Below are 14,598 nucleotides of genomic sequence, written 5' to 3' on the forward strand. Positions count from 1 at the left end.
TAACATTTTACTGTGACGCAGCTTACTGTTTTATAATTTTTAATTATTATTTAAGCTCCCATACCCGAATACTGCTTCAAGCCCTGTCGCCAAAGCCAGCGATTCCACACAAAAAACACCGCACTCCAAACCAACATTACCAACAAACCGCGGCCTAAATCTACGGGCAATCCTATCAAGATTGAAGCGGGAAAATGAATCAAATAAGGAAAAGGCGTCCACAAAACTACTTCGCGCACGGGTGCGGGGAAAACTTCCAGCGGCGCGATAAGTCCCGATAAAAACAGGTAAATTAAAAACCAGAATTGTTCGATCGCACTTGCCCTCTCCAGCCAAAAAGCAAACAGCGCAAAGGTATACTGTATCAAGAACCGCAAGCAAAAAGCCAAGACGATAACCAACAAAAACAGCAAAAACCTGCCCAAACTCGGCAGCCAAAAAGCCTGCGGGTAAAGTGCAAAAAACAGCAGCACTAATCCGCATACAAAGGGCAGCCTCGCAAACCTTTCGGAAACGTGAGATGCGAAGTGGTGCCATACGGGATCGAGAGGCTGCAACAATCTATTAGATAGCCTGCCTTGCACTACTTCCTTTTCAAACTCCCAAATCACCCAAACTACATTTGTTTGCCTGACAATGAAAGCCGCTAAAAAATAACGGGAAAAGTCGATCGCATTCAGCCCAAATTGACCAGTTTCTGCCGCCTGCATCCAGACACCCATCAAGATAAACGGCAAAGCTCCCGACAGCGCCCACAAAAACAATTCCGCCCGGTATTCGAGCATATAAGCGTAATAGGTAACTAGCAAAGTTTTAGCAATTTTGATGAATTTTGTCATATCAATTGTAGATTTCATTTTTTGGGTTGGCAACGGGCATCTTGCCCGTTGCACAAAACACTGAAACTCTAGTGGAACAGATATCTTGCCTGTTATGGAGAATGAACACAGCCATAAACATTACACTTTTCCCGTGCGAAAAACTCGACCAATTACCTCTTCAATTGGCGGATCGGTAACAGTCAAATCTATCACGTCCAAGTCCGCTAAAATTTTCGCCACGCTCACCGTCAGCTCTTCCCTTTTTACCAAAAACCGCACCGATTGTCCCTCAATAGATTCTACCTCCCCGTAAGCAAAAGCACTATCTTTTGCCAGCGGTTTAGCTAATTTTACCTGAACTTCCCGATAAGGCGCAAACCTATCGAGTAATCCGTCTAAACTGCCATCATAAACTAATTGCCCTTCATGAATCAATAAAACGCGCTTGCATAAAGCAGTAATGTCAGCCATGTAATGACTGGTCAACAGCACCGTTGCTTGATAGCGCTCGTTATATTCTCGCAGAAATTGCCTGACGCTAAACTGTGCGTTTATATCCAAACCTAAAGTCGGTTCATCTAAAAATAATACCTCCGGCTGGTGCAGCAGAGCCGCCATCAATTCAGATTTCATCCGTTCGCCTAAAGAAAGCTTTCGTACCGGCTGATTCAACTTGCCTTCTAGTGATAGCATCTCTGTTAATTCTCCGACTCGCCGTCGATAATCTGTATCGGGAATGCCGTAGACTGCGGCATTGATTCGCAGAGAGTCAAGCACGGGTAAATCCCAAATTAATTGCTGTTTCTGCCCCATCACTAAAGTGATTTTTTGCAGAAAATCTGCTTCCCGACGGAAAGGAGTACGATCGCACACACTCACCGTACCCGCAGACGGATAAATCAAACCAGTCAGCATTTTCAGCGTAGTAGTTTTGCCCGCACCGTTAGCACCGAGAAACCCCACGACTTCCCCCGGTTCAATACTGAAAGAAACGCCCTCAACTGCTTTGATATTGCGGTAACTGCGACTAAAAAAGTGTCGCACTGTTCCTTTAAGCCCCGGTTCTTTAATCGCTACCGGATAAACTTTGCTCAAGTCTTCAACTAAGATAATTGGCATCGGCTCAAATTTTAACTTTTATTTTAATCTAGGGTATTTCCATCAGGCTTGTGCCAAGATGGAGCGATCGACCTGTCTAGTAGGGTGCGCCAACGATTGCTCGATCGCGAGTGAGAAAGTAACTGTGTTCTGGCACGCCCTACTAAACTGTAGAATATTGCACAATATCCATGCTCACATCGCATCAAGTTTACAACTATGGTACTCACCCCAGATAATTCAGGCATCTCTCGTTTGGTAGGAGACAATTCTCCTGAAAATATTACACTTGCACCAGGACAACTTGCTAGTTTTCCTGGGGGACTTTGGATGGTGGGCGGCAATGATACTGTCAGGGGCTCGTCAGATGCAGAACGGATTTTCGGCAACGATGGTAAAGACAGTCTGTTAGGCGGTGTCGGCAATGATTCTATTTACGCCGGCAAAGATGATGACGATGTTTTGGGAGAAACTGGCGACGATTTCTTGACAGGAGATAGAAATAGCGATTTCCTTGATGGGGGTGCGGGAAATGATTTCCTGCGCGGAGGACAAGGTGTTGATTTGTTAGTGGGCGGTGACGGTAATGATACTTTAATTGGCGACAGAGAGGTGGATATTTACCAAGGTGGTGCAGGGAATGATGTATTTGTTTTGAGAGTCGATCAAGCGGGAATCCGAGTAGTTGGAATTGAAGTTCCTGACGCGGTAATTGTGGATTTTGATAAGTCTAGCGATTCGATTGGAATTAGTGTGGCATTTACCAGCAGCAATATCTCTTTGGAACAGGTAACTTATAGCTTGAACGATCCGAGACTGCTGCTGATCAATCCTGCAACTATAGCGGGGGGAACGAGTTTGTTAACCAAGGGTGGCATCTCGCAGCAAAGTCTCGATCCCGATGGCAACGGCCGTGTGGAAGCTACTAATATTAGATTCGGTGTTACTAATGCTTTGTTGGGTACTGTGTTGAATGTGACCCCAGCCGATTTAAACGGCCGTTTTATTAATGCTAATTCTTTGCTTTGAAGCAGCTAATTGATTAATTATATCTCAAGAACGGGCAAGATGCCCGTTCCACAAAAAAAACTGAGTTTTTGTGGAACAGTCATCTTGCCTATTCTTCAGTTGCCCTTTTCCATTGCCCACTGCATCAAACCGGGGAACAACCGATAAGCTTCCGATGCCAAAAAAGCAGGGCCGACGGTAACTTCTGCACGCTGATTTTTCACAGCATCCCAGATAGCTTTAGCAATATCTTCTGGCTGAGTTGCCCACTCAGATTTCAGCATTTTGCTCATTTGCTGGCGGCGCAATTCGACTGCGGGTTCGTCTCGATCGCGAAATTGAGCTCTTTCTAAAAAATCGCTGTTAATCAAGCCCGGATGCACGGCGCAAACGTGAATACCTTGAGGCGCTAATTCCAATCGCAAAGTTTCTGTTAAACCGGTTACTGCATATTTGCTGGCACAATAAGCAGTCATTTGAGGCAAAGGCATTTTGCCACCAATGGAACCCACATTGACTATTGTCCCTGTTTTTCGTTGCAAAAAATGTGGCACAATTTCTTGAATTGTGTTAACGCATCCCCAAAAATTGGTATTCATTAATTGCTGCCAGTCTTCGGAGGTAGTGTGCTCGATCGCCCCCGTGAGACAAATGCCAGCATTGTTAACTAAAACATCGATTTGGCCGCAGGCATCTAGGGCTTTTTGGACGATCGCCCGCACTTGGTGAATGTCGCCAACATCCCCCGGAATAGCTACAGCGGAAGTGCCTTCTCGCTGCACTTGAGCCGCTGCTGCTGCCAATCTCTCTGGCTGGCGAGCTACCATAACTACATCGTAACCTTTACTGGCAAATAAAATTGCTGTTGCTTTGCCGCTTCCTTGAGAAGCGCCTGTAATCAAAACTGTAGGAGCCATAGATAGTTATAAATTGTAATATCAATTCCGGCTGAACCGGAATTAGTGTTGACTGTTGACTGTTGACTGTTGACTGTTAACTGTTGACTGTTGACTGTTAACTGTTTGAATAATACCGATGCAACCGGAAACGAGATGATTCGGACTTGTTTGATGTTGAATTTTGTAGGCGGGTTCGGAAACAATAATTGCCCGTAATATACAATTTCATAAACCCGCCCTGCCCCTACTATACATTAATATTTCTTGGATATGGGAATTTTTTAAGAATGGCGATCGTTTTTTTTTACGAACAACGAAGACGCGAAGGAAGAGAGGAGAAGAGAAGGGAAGAGAAAGTCTTCAGAAAGTGTTCAGCATTATGTGAAAATTGCTATATAAATTTTCCCAATGCCCAATGCCCGATGCCCAATGCCCAATGCCCAATGCCCCATGCCCAATGCCTAAAAAATGAATCTTCCGAAACAAGCACCTAATTGGTCGATCGCCCTAGTGTTAATTATTGGCGTTTTAGCCGTCTCAACTTCCTCCATTTTAATTCGTCTCGCTAACTTTTCAGCAGGGGCCAGCGGTTTGGGTTTCAGTCTGGTACTCGCGGCCTCTCGTCTGACTTTATCTGCTTTAATTCTGCTTCCGGCTTGGCGGAAAATTCAGTGGAACGCCCTGCAACCGGGAGCTCGGCGCTATGCTGCTGCTGCGGGTTTGTGTCTCGCCCTGCACTTTGCGCTCTGGATTACCTCACTTTCTTATACTTCGATCGCCGCCTCGACTGCCTTAGTCACCACTAATCCTGTCTGGGTAGCGCTGTTGTCGCGCTTCTGGTTCGGCGAAAAACTCAGCAAAATGTCGATCGCTGGCATTACTATAGCCCTGGCTGGCGGAATGGCGATCGCTCTCGGAAGTGCGGGCGCAGCCGATGCTGGCAGCAGCCAACTGCTGGGCGATTTCCTTGCTCTGGCTGGTTCCTGGGCTGTCAGCTTGTATTTGCTGCTGGGCCGGGAAGCTCAGCGGCGGGGATTGGGAATTGGTGGCTATATCGCGATCGCCTATACTGTTGCTGCGATCGTCCTGCTGCCTCTCCCCTTCGCCTTCGGCACTACTTATACCAATTACCCCCACATTGTATATTTTTATATTTTGCTAACGGCCGCTTTGCCTCAGTTAGTCGGCCACACCATTTTGAACTGGGCCGTAATGCAGATTTCCCCAACTCTGGTAACTCTTGCCATCTTGTTTGAACCGGTTGGGGCGAGTTGGTTGGGTTATTTGCTGTTTGGGGAAGTGCCCGCGCCGGCGGTACTCGCAGGTGCTGCGGTGCTGCTGTTCGGGGTAGCAACCGCTACCGTCGGAGCAAAAAAAATTACTGTCAACAGTTAAGAATTAACTGTTTTCGACATTGCCACTACACTTGCCGTGAGTCAGAATAAAACAAATTAGGGCTTAAAAACAAAAATAACTCGTCGCTTAAATATTGGTTCCAAACTCTCAAATGTCTGACTAATGACTAATGACTAATGACTAATGACTAATGACTAATAATACTCGGCTGCCTTTAGGAGAATAAAATTATGCTGCCAGAACAACTACAGCGGATCATCGGCTACTTTATCGAAGAAGCCACAGAACAGATCCAAATTATCGAACAAGGCTTGCAAGATCTGCAAAACACCGTGCCAGCTCCCCAAAGAATACACCAGCTCATCCGAGCTTCGCACTCGATTAAAGGGGGAGCAGCTATGCTCGGATTTAGCAGCATTCAACGCATTGCTCATCGGTTGGAGGATTATTTAAAGCTGCTCAGAGAATGTCCGATCGCTATTGATAGCAGGCTACAATCCCTCTTAACCGAAGTTTTTGATATTTTAGCAGCCCTTGTGTCCAAGGTTTCTAAGGGTTTTGGGCTCAACCACGAAGACGCAAGCCAAATGCTCTCCCTCGCCGAACCGGTTTTTGACGAACTCGACGCTTACCTGAGATTGCGAATTCCCACTCGCCTGACTGTGAGAGCTACTACGGACGAACATATTCACGTTTTCTCCGGTTACTGCACCTCCCTGAGCGAATTTTCCTCGGCTATTGCTTCGCGCGTCGGTTTGCTCGGAGGCACTATTACGCGCCACGATCAGGATAGCCAGGGCCTACGCCTTTGTATTGACATTTACCTGCCGCCTTACACCAGGATCGAAAACATCCGCCAAGCTGTCGAAGTATCCGGCGCTATTATCGGGAATGTTCAGACGCAGCGAGACTTTTCGCTGCTGGCGACTGCGGATTATCCGGTTTACCAAAGTGCGATCGAACCTCCCGCAATTTGCATCGGATGCCGCTACTATTACGGCAGAAGCGACGGCGGCTACCTGCTCAACTGCACGATCCATCCCCGCGGCCCGGAAGCAGAAGATTGTCGCGATCGCGAACCGGAATAACCGCTGAGAACTCAGCCCTCGCAAGCACGATTTGCCACCCGAAAAACTCTTCTGAAACCAATATTTTCCCTAATTTTTTTCACATTACCCTCTGCCAAATTCTTTTTAAGTTCCTAGATAACTAGATCTTTCTCTCTTAGACAACTAAATCCTTCTTCCTTCTGAAACCTCCCCTAAGAATTGATACGGCAACTCGAATTAATTGCATCATGCTTGCAGGATGAGCGATCGCCCAGACATTGATTGTCAGACAAGTGATTGCCATAACTAGCAAGATGTATGTCGGAGGCATTACTACCCCGATCGCGAACCAGGTAAAAACGTGAAATATCATTGCTGTAGCCCAAAGGCTGGCGACAACCACAGACGCCCAAATTTGTATTCGAGGTCGGTTTAGTGCTGTCAAAATCACTGTCTGTAAAGTAGTCAGCAAGTTTGCCGGAACTAAAAAGGCACAGATAGCTATGCAGTAGGTATGAGAAAATTCAGTAATTGTATTGAAGTCGAGCATCAGTCTAATTGTCCGGCCTGTTGGGTATACTTAAAGAGCTTAGCGTGACTTGACTTTCAGATCTTGTCACCCTTACCTTAACTTAAGATTTCAGTAAGTAGGCCGCTCTGGAGACGCATTTCTCTCCCCCTGTTCCGGCAGGCAAAATTTTACCACAAATATTAAAGTTTTGGGGGAATTATTAAACACACTTGAAGAATGGCAACAATTGCTATGATAATTAATATCGGGAAGCGATAATATAGAAGAGCCAAGTGGGTAAAATTTATAGAAGGCTGAGGCGGCTTGAACAGCAACACATAGGGTAGGCTGATTTTCGACTCAATCATTTTGATGCGCTGACTCTCGGATGATTGATTCTCAGTGTCCGTCTAGGAATCGAGCCGTTATGCGATCGAACAATATGAGATTATTATGTAAAAGCCAATTTGCTCTCAAATCTCAAATCATTAGAACCCTCTCGAAATTTTACAGCGGAAGACAAAGAAAATGGATCTACAAATCACAATCCCCGCCCTCGAAGAAGTTGACTTGACAAACTGCGACAGAGAACCGATTCACATATCGGGGCTCATTCAGCCACACGGAGTGCTACTTGTTGTACGAGAACCTGAACTAGAAATACTGCAAGTCAGCGAAAATACGCAAGATTTGTTAGGAGTAGAGCCGGAAAGTGCGATCGGTAGAAATTTGAGCTTATTCTTCAATCGAGTTCAACTAAAAAAACTCAAGCTTTGTTTGTGTAATGAAAACTTAAAAACCGTTAATCCCATTAAACTTTCTGTCACAAACAAAGGTAAATATTTAGAATTTGACTGCATCCTCCACCGAGTAGAAGAAGTATTGATGGTCGAGTTGGAATTAGCCACCAACCCAGAAAATCTTTCTGTTTTTAGCTTTTATCATTCAGTGAGAGCCACTATCAGCAAAATTCAAAGCGCCCAAAATCTCAAGGAATTATCTCAAATAACCGTAGAAGAAGTTAGAAAAATATCCGGTTTTGATAGAGTCATGGTCTATCAATTTGACCATGAAGGCAACGGCGCTGTAATCGCTGAAGACAAAGCAGAAATGCTGAGCCCTTTCTTAGGATTAAACTACCCAAGTTCAGATATTCCCAAACAAGCCAGACAACTGTATGCGTTAAATTGGCTGAGGTTAATTCCAGATATTAATTATCAACCAGTCCCCCTTGTTTCAGGAAATAATGCTGTCACGACCCAGCCCCTCAACCTCAGTTTCAGCGTATTGAGAAGCGTTTCTCCCATTCACATAGAATACCTGCAAAATATGGGCGTTGCAGCTTCGATGTCAATCTCATTAATCAAAGACAAAAAACTGTGGGGATTGGTTGCTTGCCACAACTATACCCCAAAACACCTCAACTATGAATTGCGCGCAGCCTGCGAATTTATCGGGCAAGTAATGTCCTTAGAACTGCAATCAAAAGAAGGAAACGAAGACTACGACTATAAACTACACTTAAAATCCATTCAAACCAAGATTTTTGAAGACATATCCACGTCCGAAAACCTGTCAGAAGTGTTAGTTAAATGTCAGCATAATTTGCTAGAAGCAGTCAACGCCCAGGGAGCCGCAATAGTATTTGGAGACAATTGCTATCAAGTAGGGCAAACACCTCAAGGAGAAGCGCTCAAATACTTAACTAATTGGGTGCAAGAGCATTTAAATAAAGAAATTTTTTATACAGACTCGCTCACCAAATGCTATCCAGAAGCTGAGGAATTTAAAGACACAGCCAGCGGGTGTTTGGCGATAGCAATATCGCCAACTCAGAAAATATACGTTTTGTGGTTTCGCCCGGAAGTAATTAAGACCGTAAATTGGGCGGGCAACCCCAACAAACCAGTTGAAACCGATGAAGATGGCAACCCTCGACTGTCTCCTCGGAAATCCTTCGAGCTGTGGAAAGAAAATGTGAGGTACAAATCGTTGCCTTGGAAACAATGCGAAATAGACGCTGCATTGGAACTGAAAAAAGCAATGATTAATATAGTGCTGTGTCAAGTCGATAAACTCGAAAAATTAAATACAGCACTAGAAGCATCAGTCGCCAGAGAACGGGAAAAAACTGCTAATTTAAAAACAGCGATGTCCGAGCTTAAGCGGGCGCAAACTCAATTGGTGCAAAGTGAAAGAATGTCAAGTTTGGGACAGTTGGTGGCGGCGGTAGCTTATGAAGTCACTAACCCGATTAACTTCATCTACGGCAATCTTAGCTATGCTAATGAATACAGTCAAAAAATGATCAATTTATTGCAGCTTTACGAGCAGCACTATCCGTCGCCTTCGCCAGAAGTTCAAGCACAAATAGAAGCAGTAGAATTAGAGTTCATAGTTGAAGACTTACCCAAGTTGCTGGGTTCAATGAAAGTAGGAGCTAACCGCATCCGCGAGATAGTTCAGTCGCTGCGAAACTTTTCTAGAATTGACGAAGCAGAGATTAAACCCGTTGACATTCACGACGGATTGGACAGCGCTTTGCTGATTTTGAGCAACCGACTCAAACCGAAGCCCGATCGCCCTGCAATTCATCTCATCAAAGAATATGGCTCTCTACCTTTGGTTGAGTGTTACGCAGTTCAAATCAACCAAGTATTTATGAATGTACTGACAAATGCAATTGATGCTCTCGAAGATGCCTTTGTCAACAATAATTTATCGTCGCACTGGGGCAGCGAAGAACAGCCAGTTAAGTACGGACAAATTCGGATTGTGACTGAATTTTGTCCGGGAGAAAAAGCCGTAGCAGTTCGGATCAAGGACAACGGTTGGGGCATGGAAGAAAAAGTTCGCCAGAAAATTTTTGAGCCTTTTTTTACCACAAAACAGGTGGGCAAAGGTGCAGGGATAGGTTTGGCGATTAGCCACGAAATTGCGGTAGAACAACACGGTGGCAAATTGACTTGCTTTTCAGCCCCCGGAGAGGGAACCGAGTTGATTATTGAGATTCCCTTGAGCCAAACTCATCCGACACCCATTGTCAAGTGAAAAAAAGTCCGCGCTAGCGAAGCTATCCCCAAGGCTAGGAAATCGCCCCAATTCAAAAACCGAAAATTCGATTAAAATACAAAAGCAGCTAAGTAGATTTGAGCCAATTCAGAGGAAGCTAGTATGACTGAAAAAAAAACCGCCCAATGGGATGCCGGCCGGTTTCTCAAAACCTTGGCTTATTTCGGCGTCATTCCCTTCATTGGCAGCATTAGCTGGCTGCAACAACTTTTTGGAAGCAGCAGCAAAACTAAAAAAGACCAACCCAAATTGATACTGGTAGCCGGTGCTACCGGCGGCGTCGGGAAGCGAGTTGTCAAGAGGCTGCAACAGCGGGGATATAAAGTACGCTGCCTCGTCAGAGATGCTAAAAGAGCAACAGAAATTCTCGGCAATAATGTCGAATTAGTCGAAGGAGATATTACTCTGCCAGAGACGCTAACACCGTTAGTAACCGAGGGCGTGGAAGCAGTTATCTGCTGTACGGGTACTAAAGTTCAACCGATAGAAGGAGACACCCCAACCAGGGAAAAATACTATCAAGGCATCAAATTTTATATGCCGGAAGTTGTGGATGTTCCCGAAATAGTCGAATACAAAGGCCTCAATCATTTAGTGCAAGCTGTTCGCCGCCAGCTAATTCAAGCAGGCGAAAAAATAATTTTCGACTTCACAAAACCCAGCCAAGATTTAAAAGAAACTTGGGGTGCGCTAGACGATATCGTGATGGGTGGCACCAGCGAAAGTTCGATCGTACTTACAGACAATACAGCTATATTCACAGGCAATGTTTCTACCGCCAACTCGGGTGGCTTTGCTTCGGTGCGTACCCGCAACTTTGATCCTCCGCTTAATCTCACAGGATTTAGCGGCATCCAACTACGTGTCAAAGGGGACGGCAAGCGCTACAAATTGATTGTTCGCAGCGAAGCTAAATGGGATGGAATTGGCTATTGCTATTCGTTTGATACTGTTTACAATATCTGGATTACTGTCACCGTTTCTTTTGATGAGTTAATTCCAGTATTCCGCGCCAAAACTGTCAAAGATGGCTCTAAATTTGATGCCAGCACTATTTTTTCTTTTCAGCTAATGTTGAGCAAGTTTGAATATGATGGCGCGCTCAACCCGAAATTTACACCGGGTATTTTTCAACTGGAGTTAGAATCTATTAAAGCTGATGGGGGACAGACTTTGCCGCGATTTGTGATGGTGAGTTCGGCAGGAGTTACCCGCCCGGGCCGCCCTGGAATTAAGTTGGAAGAAGAACCGCCTGCTGTCAGGATGAATGATATGTTGGGGGGGATTTTGACTTGGAAGTTGAAAGGGGAAGATTGTGTGCGATCGAGCGGCATACCTTATACTATTGTCAGACCCTGCGCTTTGACTGAAGAACCGGGAGGCAAAGCTTTAATATTTGAGCAAGGAGACAATATTAGGGGCAAAGTTAGTCGGGAAGATATTGCAGAATTGTGTGTGCAGGCTTTGGAACAACCGCAAGCTTGCAACGTTACTTTTGAGGTGAAAGAGGGGGAAAATGGCAGTTCTCCCGGAGACTGGCAGGGTTTGTTTTCGGGAGTTAAATAATTATTATTTGTATGGTTAAAGTCTAGATACCCCCTAACCCCCCTTAGTAAGGGGAGGACAAGAAATCGTTTCAAGGACTCAGCGCTGGTGCGCCGAATAGTACCCTAGAAATGCGAGTTTTCTAACTGGTTCCCAGGCTATACCTGGGAATCAATGTCCAGAGGCTCTGCCTCGCTTGTTAGTAGGAAAATTGGAGGCCGAGCCTCCAGATATGCGTTACCAGGCAGAGCCTGTTAACGAGTAAAGTTACCAATTACCAATTACTATGTCTGTGACTTTTTCCCGACGCTATTTGACGCCTTATTTGTTTTTACTTCCGGCTTTATTTATTTTGAGTTTGACTGTTTTGTGGCCGGCGGTGCAAGCTTTTTATTTGAGTTTTACTAATTACGAATATGATTTAACTCAAATGCCACAGTGGGTGGGTTTAAAGAATTTTAACAGGTTGTGGGGCGATCGCACATTCTGGCAAACCTTGACGAATACGCTGCTGTATCTCACCTGCGTTGTGCCTGTATTGGTTGTTCTACCGTTGGGAATGGCGATTTTGTGCAACCAAAAACTTAAGGGGATGAACTGGTTTCGTGCAGCATACTATACGCCGGCGGTGATTTCAATGGTTGTCGCTGGGATTGCTTGGAAGTGGCTGTTTGCTGAGACTGGATTGCTGAATCAGTTGGGGGAATTGTTGGGTTTGCCTCCTGTTTCTTGGCTGGCTAATCCGAAGTTAGCAATCTTTAGCGTCATGGCGGTTACTATCTGGAAAGGATTGGGTTATTACATGGTGATTTATTTGGCAGGGCTGCAAGCTATTCCGGCAGAACTTTATGAGGCGGCTGCTATTGATGGTTCTGATGGTTTGGCAAAGCACTGGGATATTACTGTGCCGCTGATAAAGCCTTATTTAGTTTTGGTAGCCGTGATTTCGGCGATTTCTGCTACTAAGGTTTTTGAAGAAGTGTATATTATGACTCAAGGCGGGCCGCGAAATAGTTCTAAGACTGTTGTTTATTATCTTTACGAACGGGCTTTTAAGGATTTGGAAATTGGCTATGCTTGTACGATCGGGCTGGTTTTATTTTTGCTGATTTTGGGTTTGTCGATTTTGCAAGTTAGCCTTCAGGGTTTGACTCGCAATGATTAATATTGGTGAGAGATTGGTAGTGATCCAGATATTGCAACATTCTCATCTCAAGAACAGGCAAGATGCCTGTTCCACAATACATGAAATTCCTTGTGGGGTGTCCCGCCGGCTCTAATTTCTACTAATTTTAGACTTGAATATCGATAAGGCCATCGCTCACGGCTTTGGGCAGGTCTTATTGGCGAAATCACAGGTATAAATATAGGGTTTCTGCCAGTTCAAAGGAATTTCTAATAAATCCCTGGTTCCGGTCATTCCCTGTCCCAGAAAGAGCAGCACAGCGATCAAGTTCAATATGACATGGATAGTGCGCCAGCGATTTGAGCGGTCTTTGTAAATGTCTTCAATGATGGCAAGGGAAAAAACCATAATTAGCGCAGCGGTGATGCCAATGTAGTAGTGAGACCAATACCATTCATTGGTTCGCCGATAAACGCCATCTTGAGTGCCAAGAATCACCAAACCAGTACCTGTTAGGGTTGCAAATATGCCACGCCATAAAGCGGGTGTAGCTCGATAAAGCATCACCAAAGAGGCGATCGTTGCAACAAACATCAGCACAATGAAAATGACCTGAAACGAGTTTTTGCTCCAAACATTCTTGCTCAAAATATGCTCAAAAATCGGGTAGGCTAAACCCAACAAGGTCACTCCTACCACAGAACCTGACAGAATTCGACCTGCTTTGACGTGTTCTGGACCGACTACAGGTGGAATTTTGCTCTTGGTGTCGATCGCAATTTGCTTGCGACGCTGCATAGTTTGCCACGCCATATTGAGAACAACACCAAGCATAGGAAAAACAATCGCTACAGCTAAAATAGGATGCAGCAAAGCCAGAAAATCTTTAGATTCCATAAATAACCTTTTTGTTGAGGAGGGTTGGCTTCATCAACCCGGTTTTTGCCATACATAATATCATATCCGGCCATCTAACCAAAGTAAGTTTGTAGTCAGGACTCATAGTAATTGTTCATGTGCCTAGAGATAACTGAAGTCCTGACTACAAATATGCTTTATGAAGGGTAACTCACCGGAAATGTTGATAAATCAGAAAATATAGCAATTGTCAATTGGGTGAGGTACAGCTTTCTCAATTACGCAATTACGCAATTACAATTACCTTGTTCTCAGGGAAATTAAAACTGCTGGTGATAATCTAAGTGGCAGTTAGCGGCGACTAATTGCCTGGATCACTTTGAGCTTAGCGCAACAGTTCTTTGTTATTCAGAATAGCCGGCCAATTTTTGTTTCCTGAAGCAATGTGACCACGAATATCCCCCATCCATTGTGCTTGTACTGTTTTATCGTAGTTGAGATAAAGCTTCCCATTAACGATTTTCCAGGCGTCAGGCTGGGTGACAACAAGATTTCCTTCACTGGTACCCTGGGCGCAATATCCACCGTATTGAGGAGCATAGTTTTCAGGATTGTTGGCAAACATATCACGGTTTGCTGCACTAGCAAACATCCAAGTTGTTCCACCCCAATTATGTTTAAATTGGCTAACTCCCATAACTAATTTGCTTTGGGTGAAATAGGATACAACATCCTGACCATCAAGAGCCACACCTTTTTCGGTGTAGAATTGAGGATGAAAGGTTGTTGTGTTGTTTTTACCCGCGCAAGGATTGGCTTTACCAGCACAAGGATTGCAGGGTAAGCTCATCTAATTTGGTATAAATTGTACTTGACAATGAGTCAAATAAGTGAGATGACAACAATGCTACCCAATAAAATATTTAGGAATACATTTTATGTCTCAGGGTTTTGAAATTAAATCTACCTCTGGCAAAAAAAGCTCTCTTCCTCAACCACCGCTCCCGGAAGTAGCAGAGATTCAAGATATTCAACAGAGCTTATTAGCACATTTTGCAGATATTAAAGACCCCAGAGTCGAGCGAACTAAGAAACATCAACTCACCGATATCCTAGCAATCGCAATTTTCGCTATCATCGCCGGAGCGCAAGGGTGGGAAGACATCGAGAATTATGGCATTAGTAAAAAAAAGTAAAGTGGTTAGAAGAGTTTTTGGCATTACCTTATGGCATCCCTTCCGATGACACTTTTCGT

Annotated in this window: 12 protein-coding genes and 1 pseudogene; 7 read left to right on the top strand and 6 right to left on the bottom strand. The window is 44.6% G+C overall.

The window, feature by feature from the left end; all coding sequences use genetic code 11:
• Positions 1–50: 50 nt before the first annotated feature.
• Both QUA24_RS16850 and QUA24_RS16855 read right to left on the bottom strand, forming a co-directional pair.
• Positions 51–839 carry an ABC-2 family transporter protein gene (locus QUA24_RS16850; protein WP_333230856.1) on the bottom strand — a complete coding sequence of 263 codons (789 nt, stop codon included), beginning with the start codon at positions 837–839 and terminating at the stop codon, positions 51–53.
• 120 nt (positions 840–959) lie between these two features.
• Entirely contained in the window at positions 960–1,940 is a 981-nt protein-coding gene (locus tag QUA24_RS16855; protein WP_333230843.1) for an ATP-binding cassette domain-containing protein, read from the bottom strand.
• Between the two features lie 198 nt (positions 1,941–2,138).
• Between QUA24_RS16855 and QUA24_RS16860 the strand changes: the two genes are divergently transcribed.
• On the top strand, positions 2,139–2,948 hold the full coding sequence (locus QUA24_RS16860; RefSeq protein WP_333230844.1) for a calcium-binding protein: 810 nt from the start codon (positions 2,139–2,141) through the stop codon (positions 2,946–2,948).
• 95 nt (positions 2,949–3,043) lie between these two features.
• Here QUA24_RS16860 and QUA24_RS16865 read toward each other — a convergent pair whose 3' ends face one another.
• The gene (locus tag QUA24_RS16865) at positions 3,044–3,844 is read right to left on the bottom strand and encodes an SDR family oxidoreductase (protein ID WP_333230845.1); all 801 of its coding nucleotides are present in this window, start codon (positions 3,842–3,844) and stop codon (positions 3,044–3,046) included.
• Positions 3,845–4,294: 450 nt separating this feature from the next.
• On the opposite strand from QUA24_RS16865, the gene QUA24_RS16870 reads away from it, so the two are divergent.
• Both QUA24_RS16870 and QUA24_RS16875 read left to right on the top strand, forming a co-directional pair.
• Positions 4,295–5,221 (top strand): DMT family transporter, encoded by a 927-nt coding sequence (locus QUA24_RS16870; protein WP_333230846.1) that lies wholly within the window; start codon positions 4,295–4,297, stop codon positions 5,219–5,221.
• A 191-nt stretch (positions 5,222–5,412) separates the two neighbouring features.
• Positions 5,413–6,270 (top strand): Hpt domain-containing protein, encoded by an 858-nt coding sequence (locus tag QUA24_RS16875; protein ID WP_333230847.1) that lies wholly within the window; start codon positions 5,413–5,415, stop codon positions 6,268–6,270.
• Positions 6,271–6,406: 136 nt separating this feature from the next.
• Here QUA24_RS16875 and QUA24_RS16880 read toward each other — a convergent pair whose 3' ends face one another.
• Complete coding sequence (locus tag QUA24_RS16880; RefSeq protein WP_333230848.1) at positions 6,407–6,781, bottom strand: hypothetical protein; 375 nt, start codon at positions 6,779–6,781, stop codon at positions 6,407–6,409.
• Between the two features lie 489 nt (positions 6,782–7,270).
• Here QUA24_RS16880 and QUA24_RS16885 point away from each other — a divergent pair, with 489 nt between their 5' ends.
• From QUA24_RS16885 to QUA24_RS16895, 3 genes are all read left to right on the top strand, one after another.
• Positions 7,271–9,793: an ATP-binding protein gene (locus QUA24_RS16885; protein ID WP_333230849.1), complete on the top strand. Its 2,523-nt coding sequence runs from the start codon at positions 7,271–7,273 to the stop codon at positions 9,791–9,793.
• 123 nt (positions 9,794–9,916) lie between these two features.
• Positions 9,917–11,380, top strand: coding sequence for a CIA30 family protein (locus QUA24_RS16890; RefSeq protein WP_333230850.1), 1,464 nt, complete (start codon positions 9,917–9,919; stop codon positions 11,378–11,380).
• Between the two features lie 265 nt (positions 11,381–11,645).
• On the top strand, positions 11,646–12,524 hold the full coding sequence (locus tag QUA24_RS16895) for a sugar ABC transporter permease (protein WP_333230851.1): 879 nt from the start codon (positions 11,646–11,648) through the stop codon (positions 12,522–12,524).
• Between the two features lie 156 nt (positions 12,525–12,680).
• Here QUA24_RS16895 and QUA24_RS16900 read toward each other — a convergent pair whose 3' ends face one another.
• Entirely contained in the window at positions 12,681–13,382 is a 702-nt protein-coding gene (locus QUA24_RS16900; protein WP_333230852.1) for a DUF4079 domain-containing protein, read from the bottom strand.
• A gap of 346 nt (positions 13,383–13,728) precedes the next feature.
• A complete protein-coding gene (locus tag QUA24_RS16905; RefSeq protein WP_333230853.1) occupies positions 13,729–14,193 on the bottom strand; it encodes a YHS domain-containing (seleno)protein in 465 nt (154 codons plus the stop codon).
• A 169-nt stretch (positions 14,194–14,362) separates the two neighbouring features.
• Here QUA24_RS16905 and QUA24_RS16910 point away from each other — a divergent pair.
• Positions 14,363–14,598: pseudogene (locus QUA24_RS16910) on the top strand (transposase family protein); the annotation flags it as partial.

This window comes from Microcoleus sp. Pol12B5 (assembly GCF_036701335.1).
Classification (GTDB): domain Bacteria; phylum Cyanobacteriota; class Cyanobacteriia; order Cyanobacteriales; family Microcoleaceae; genus Microcoleus.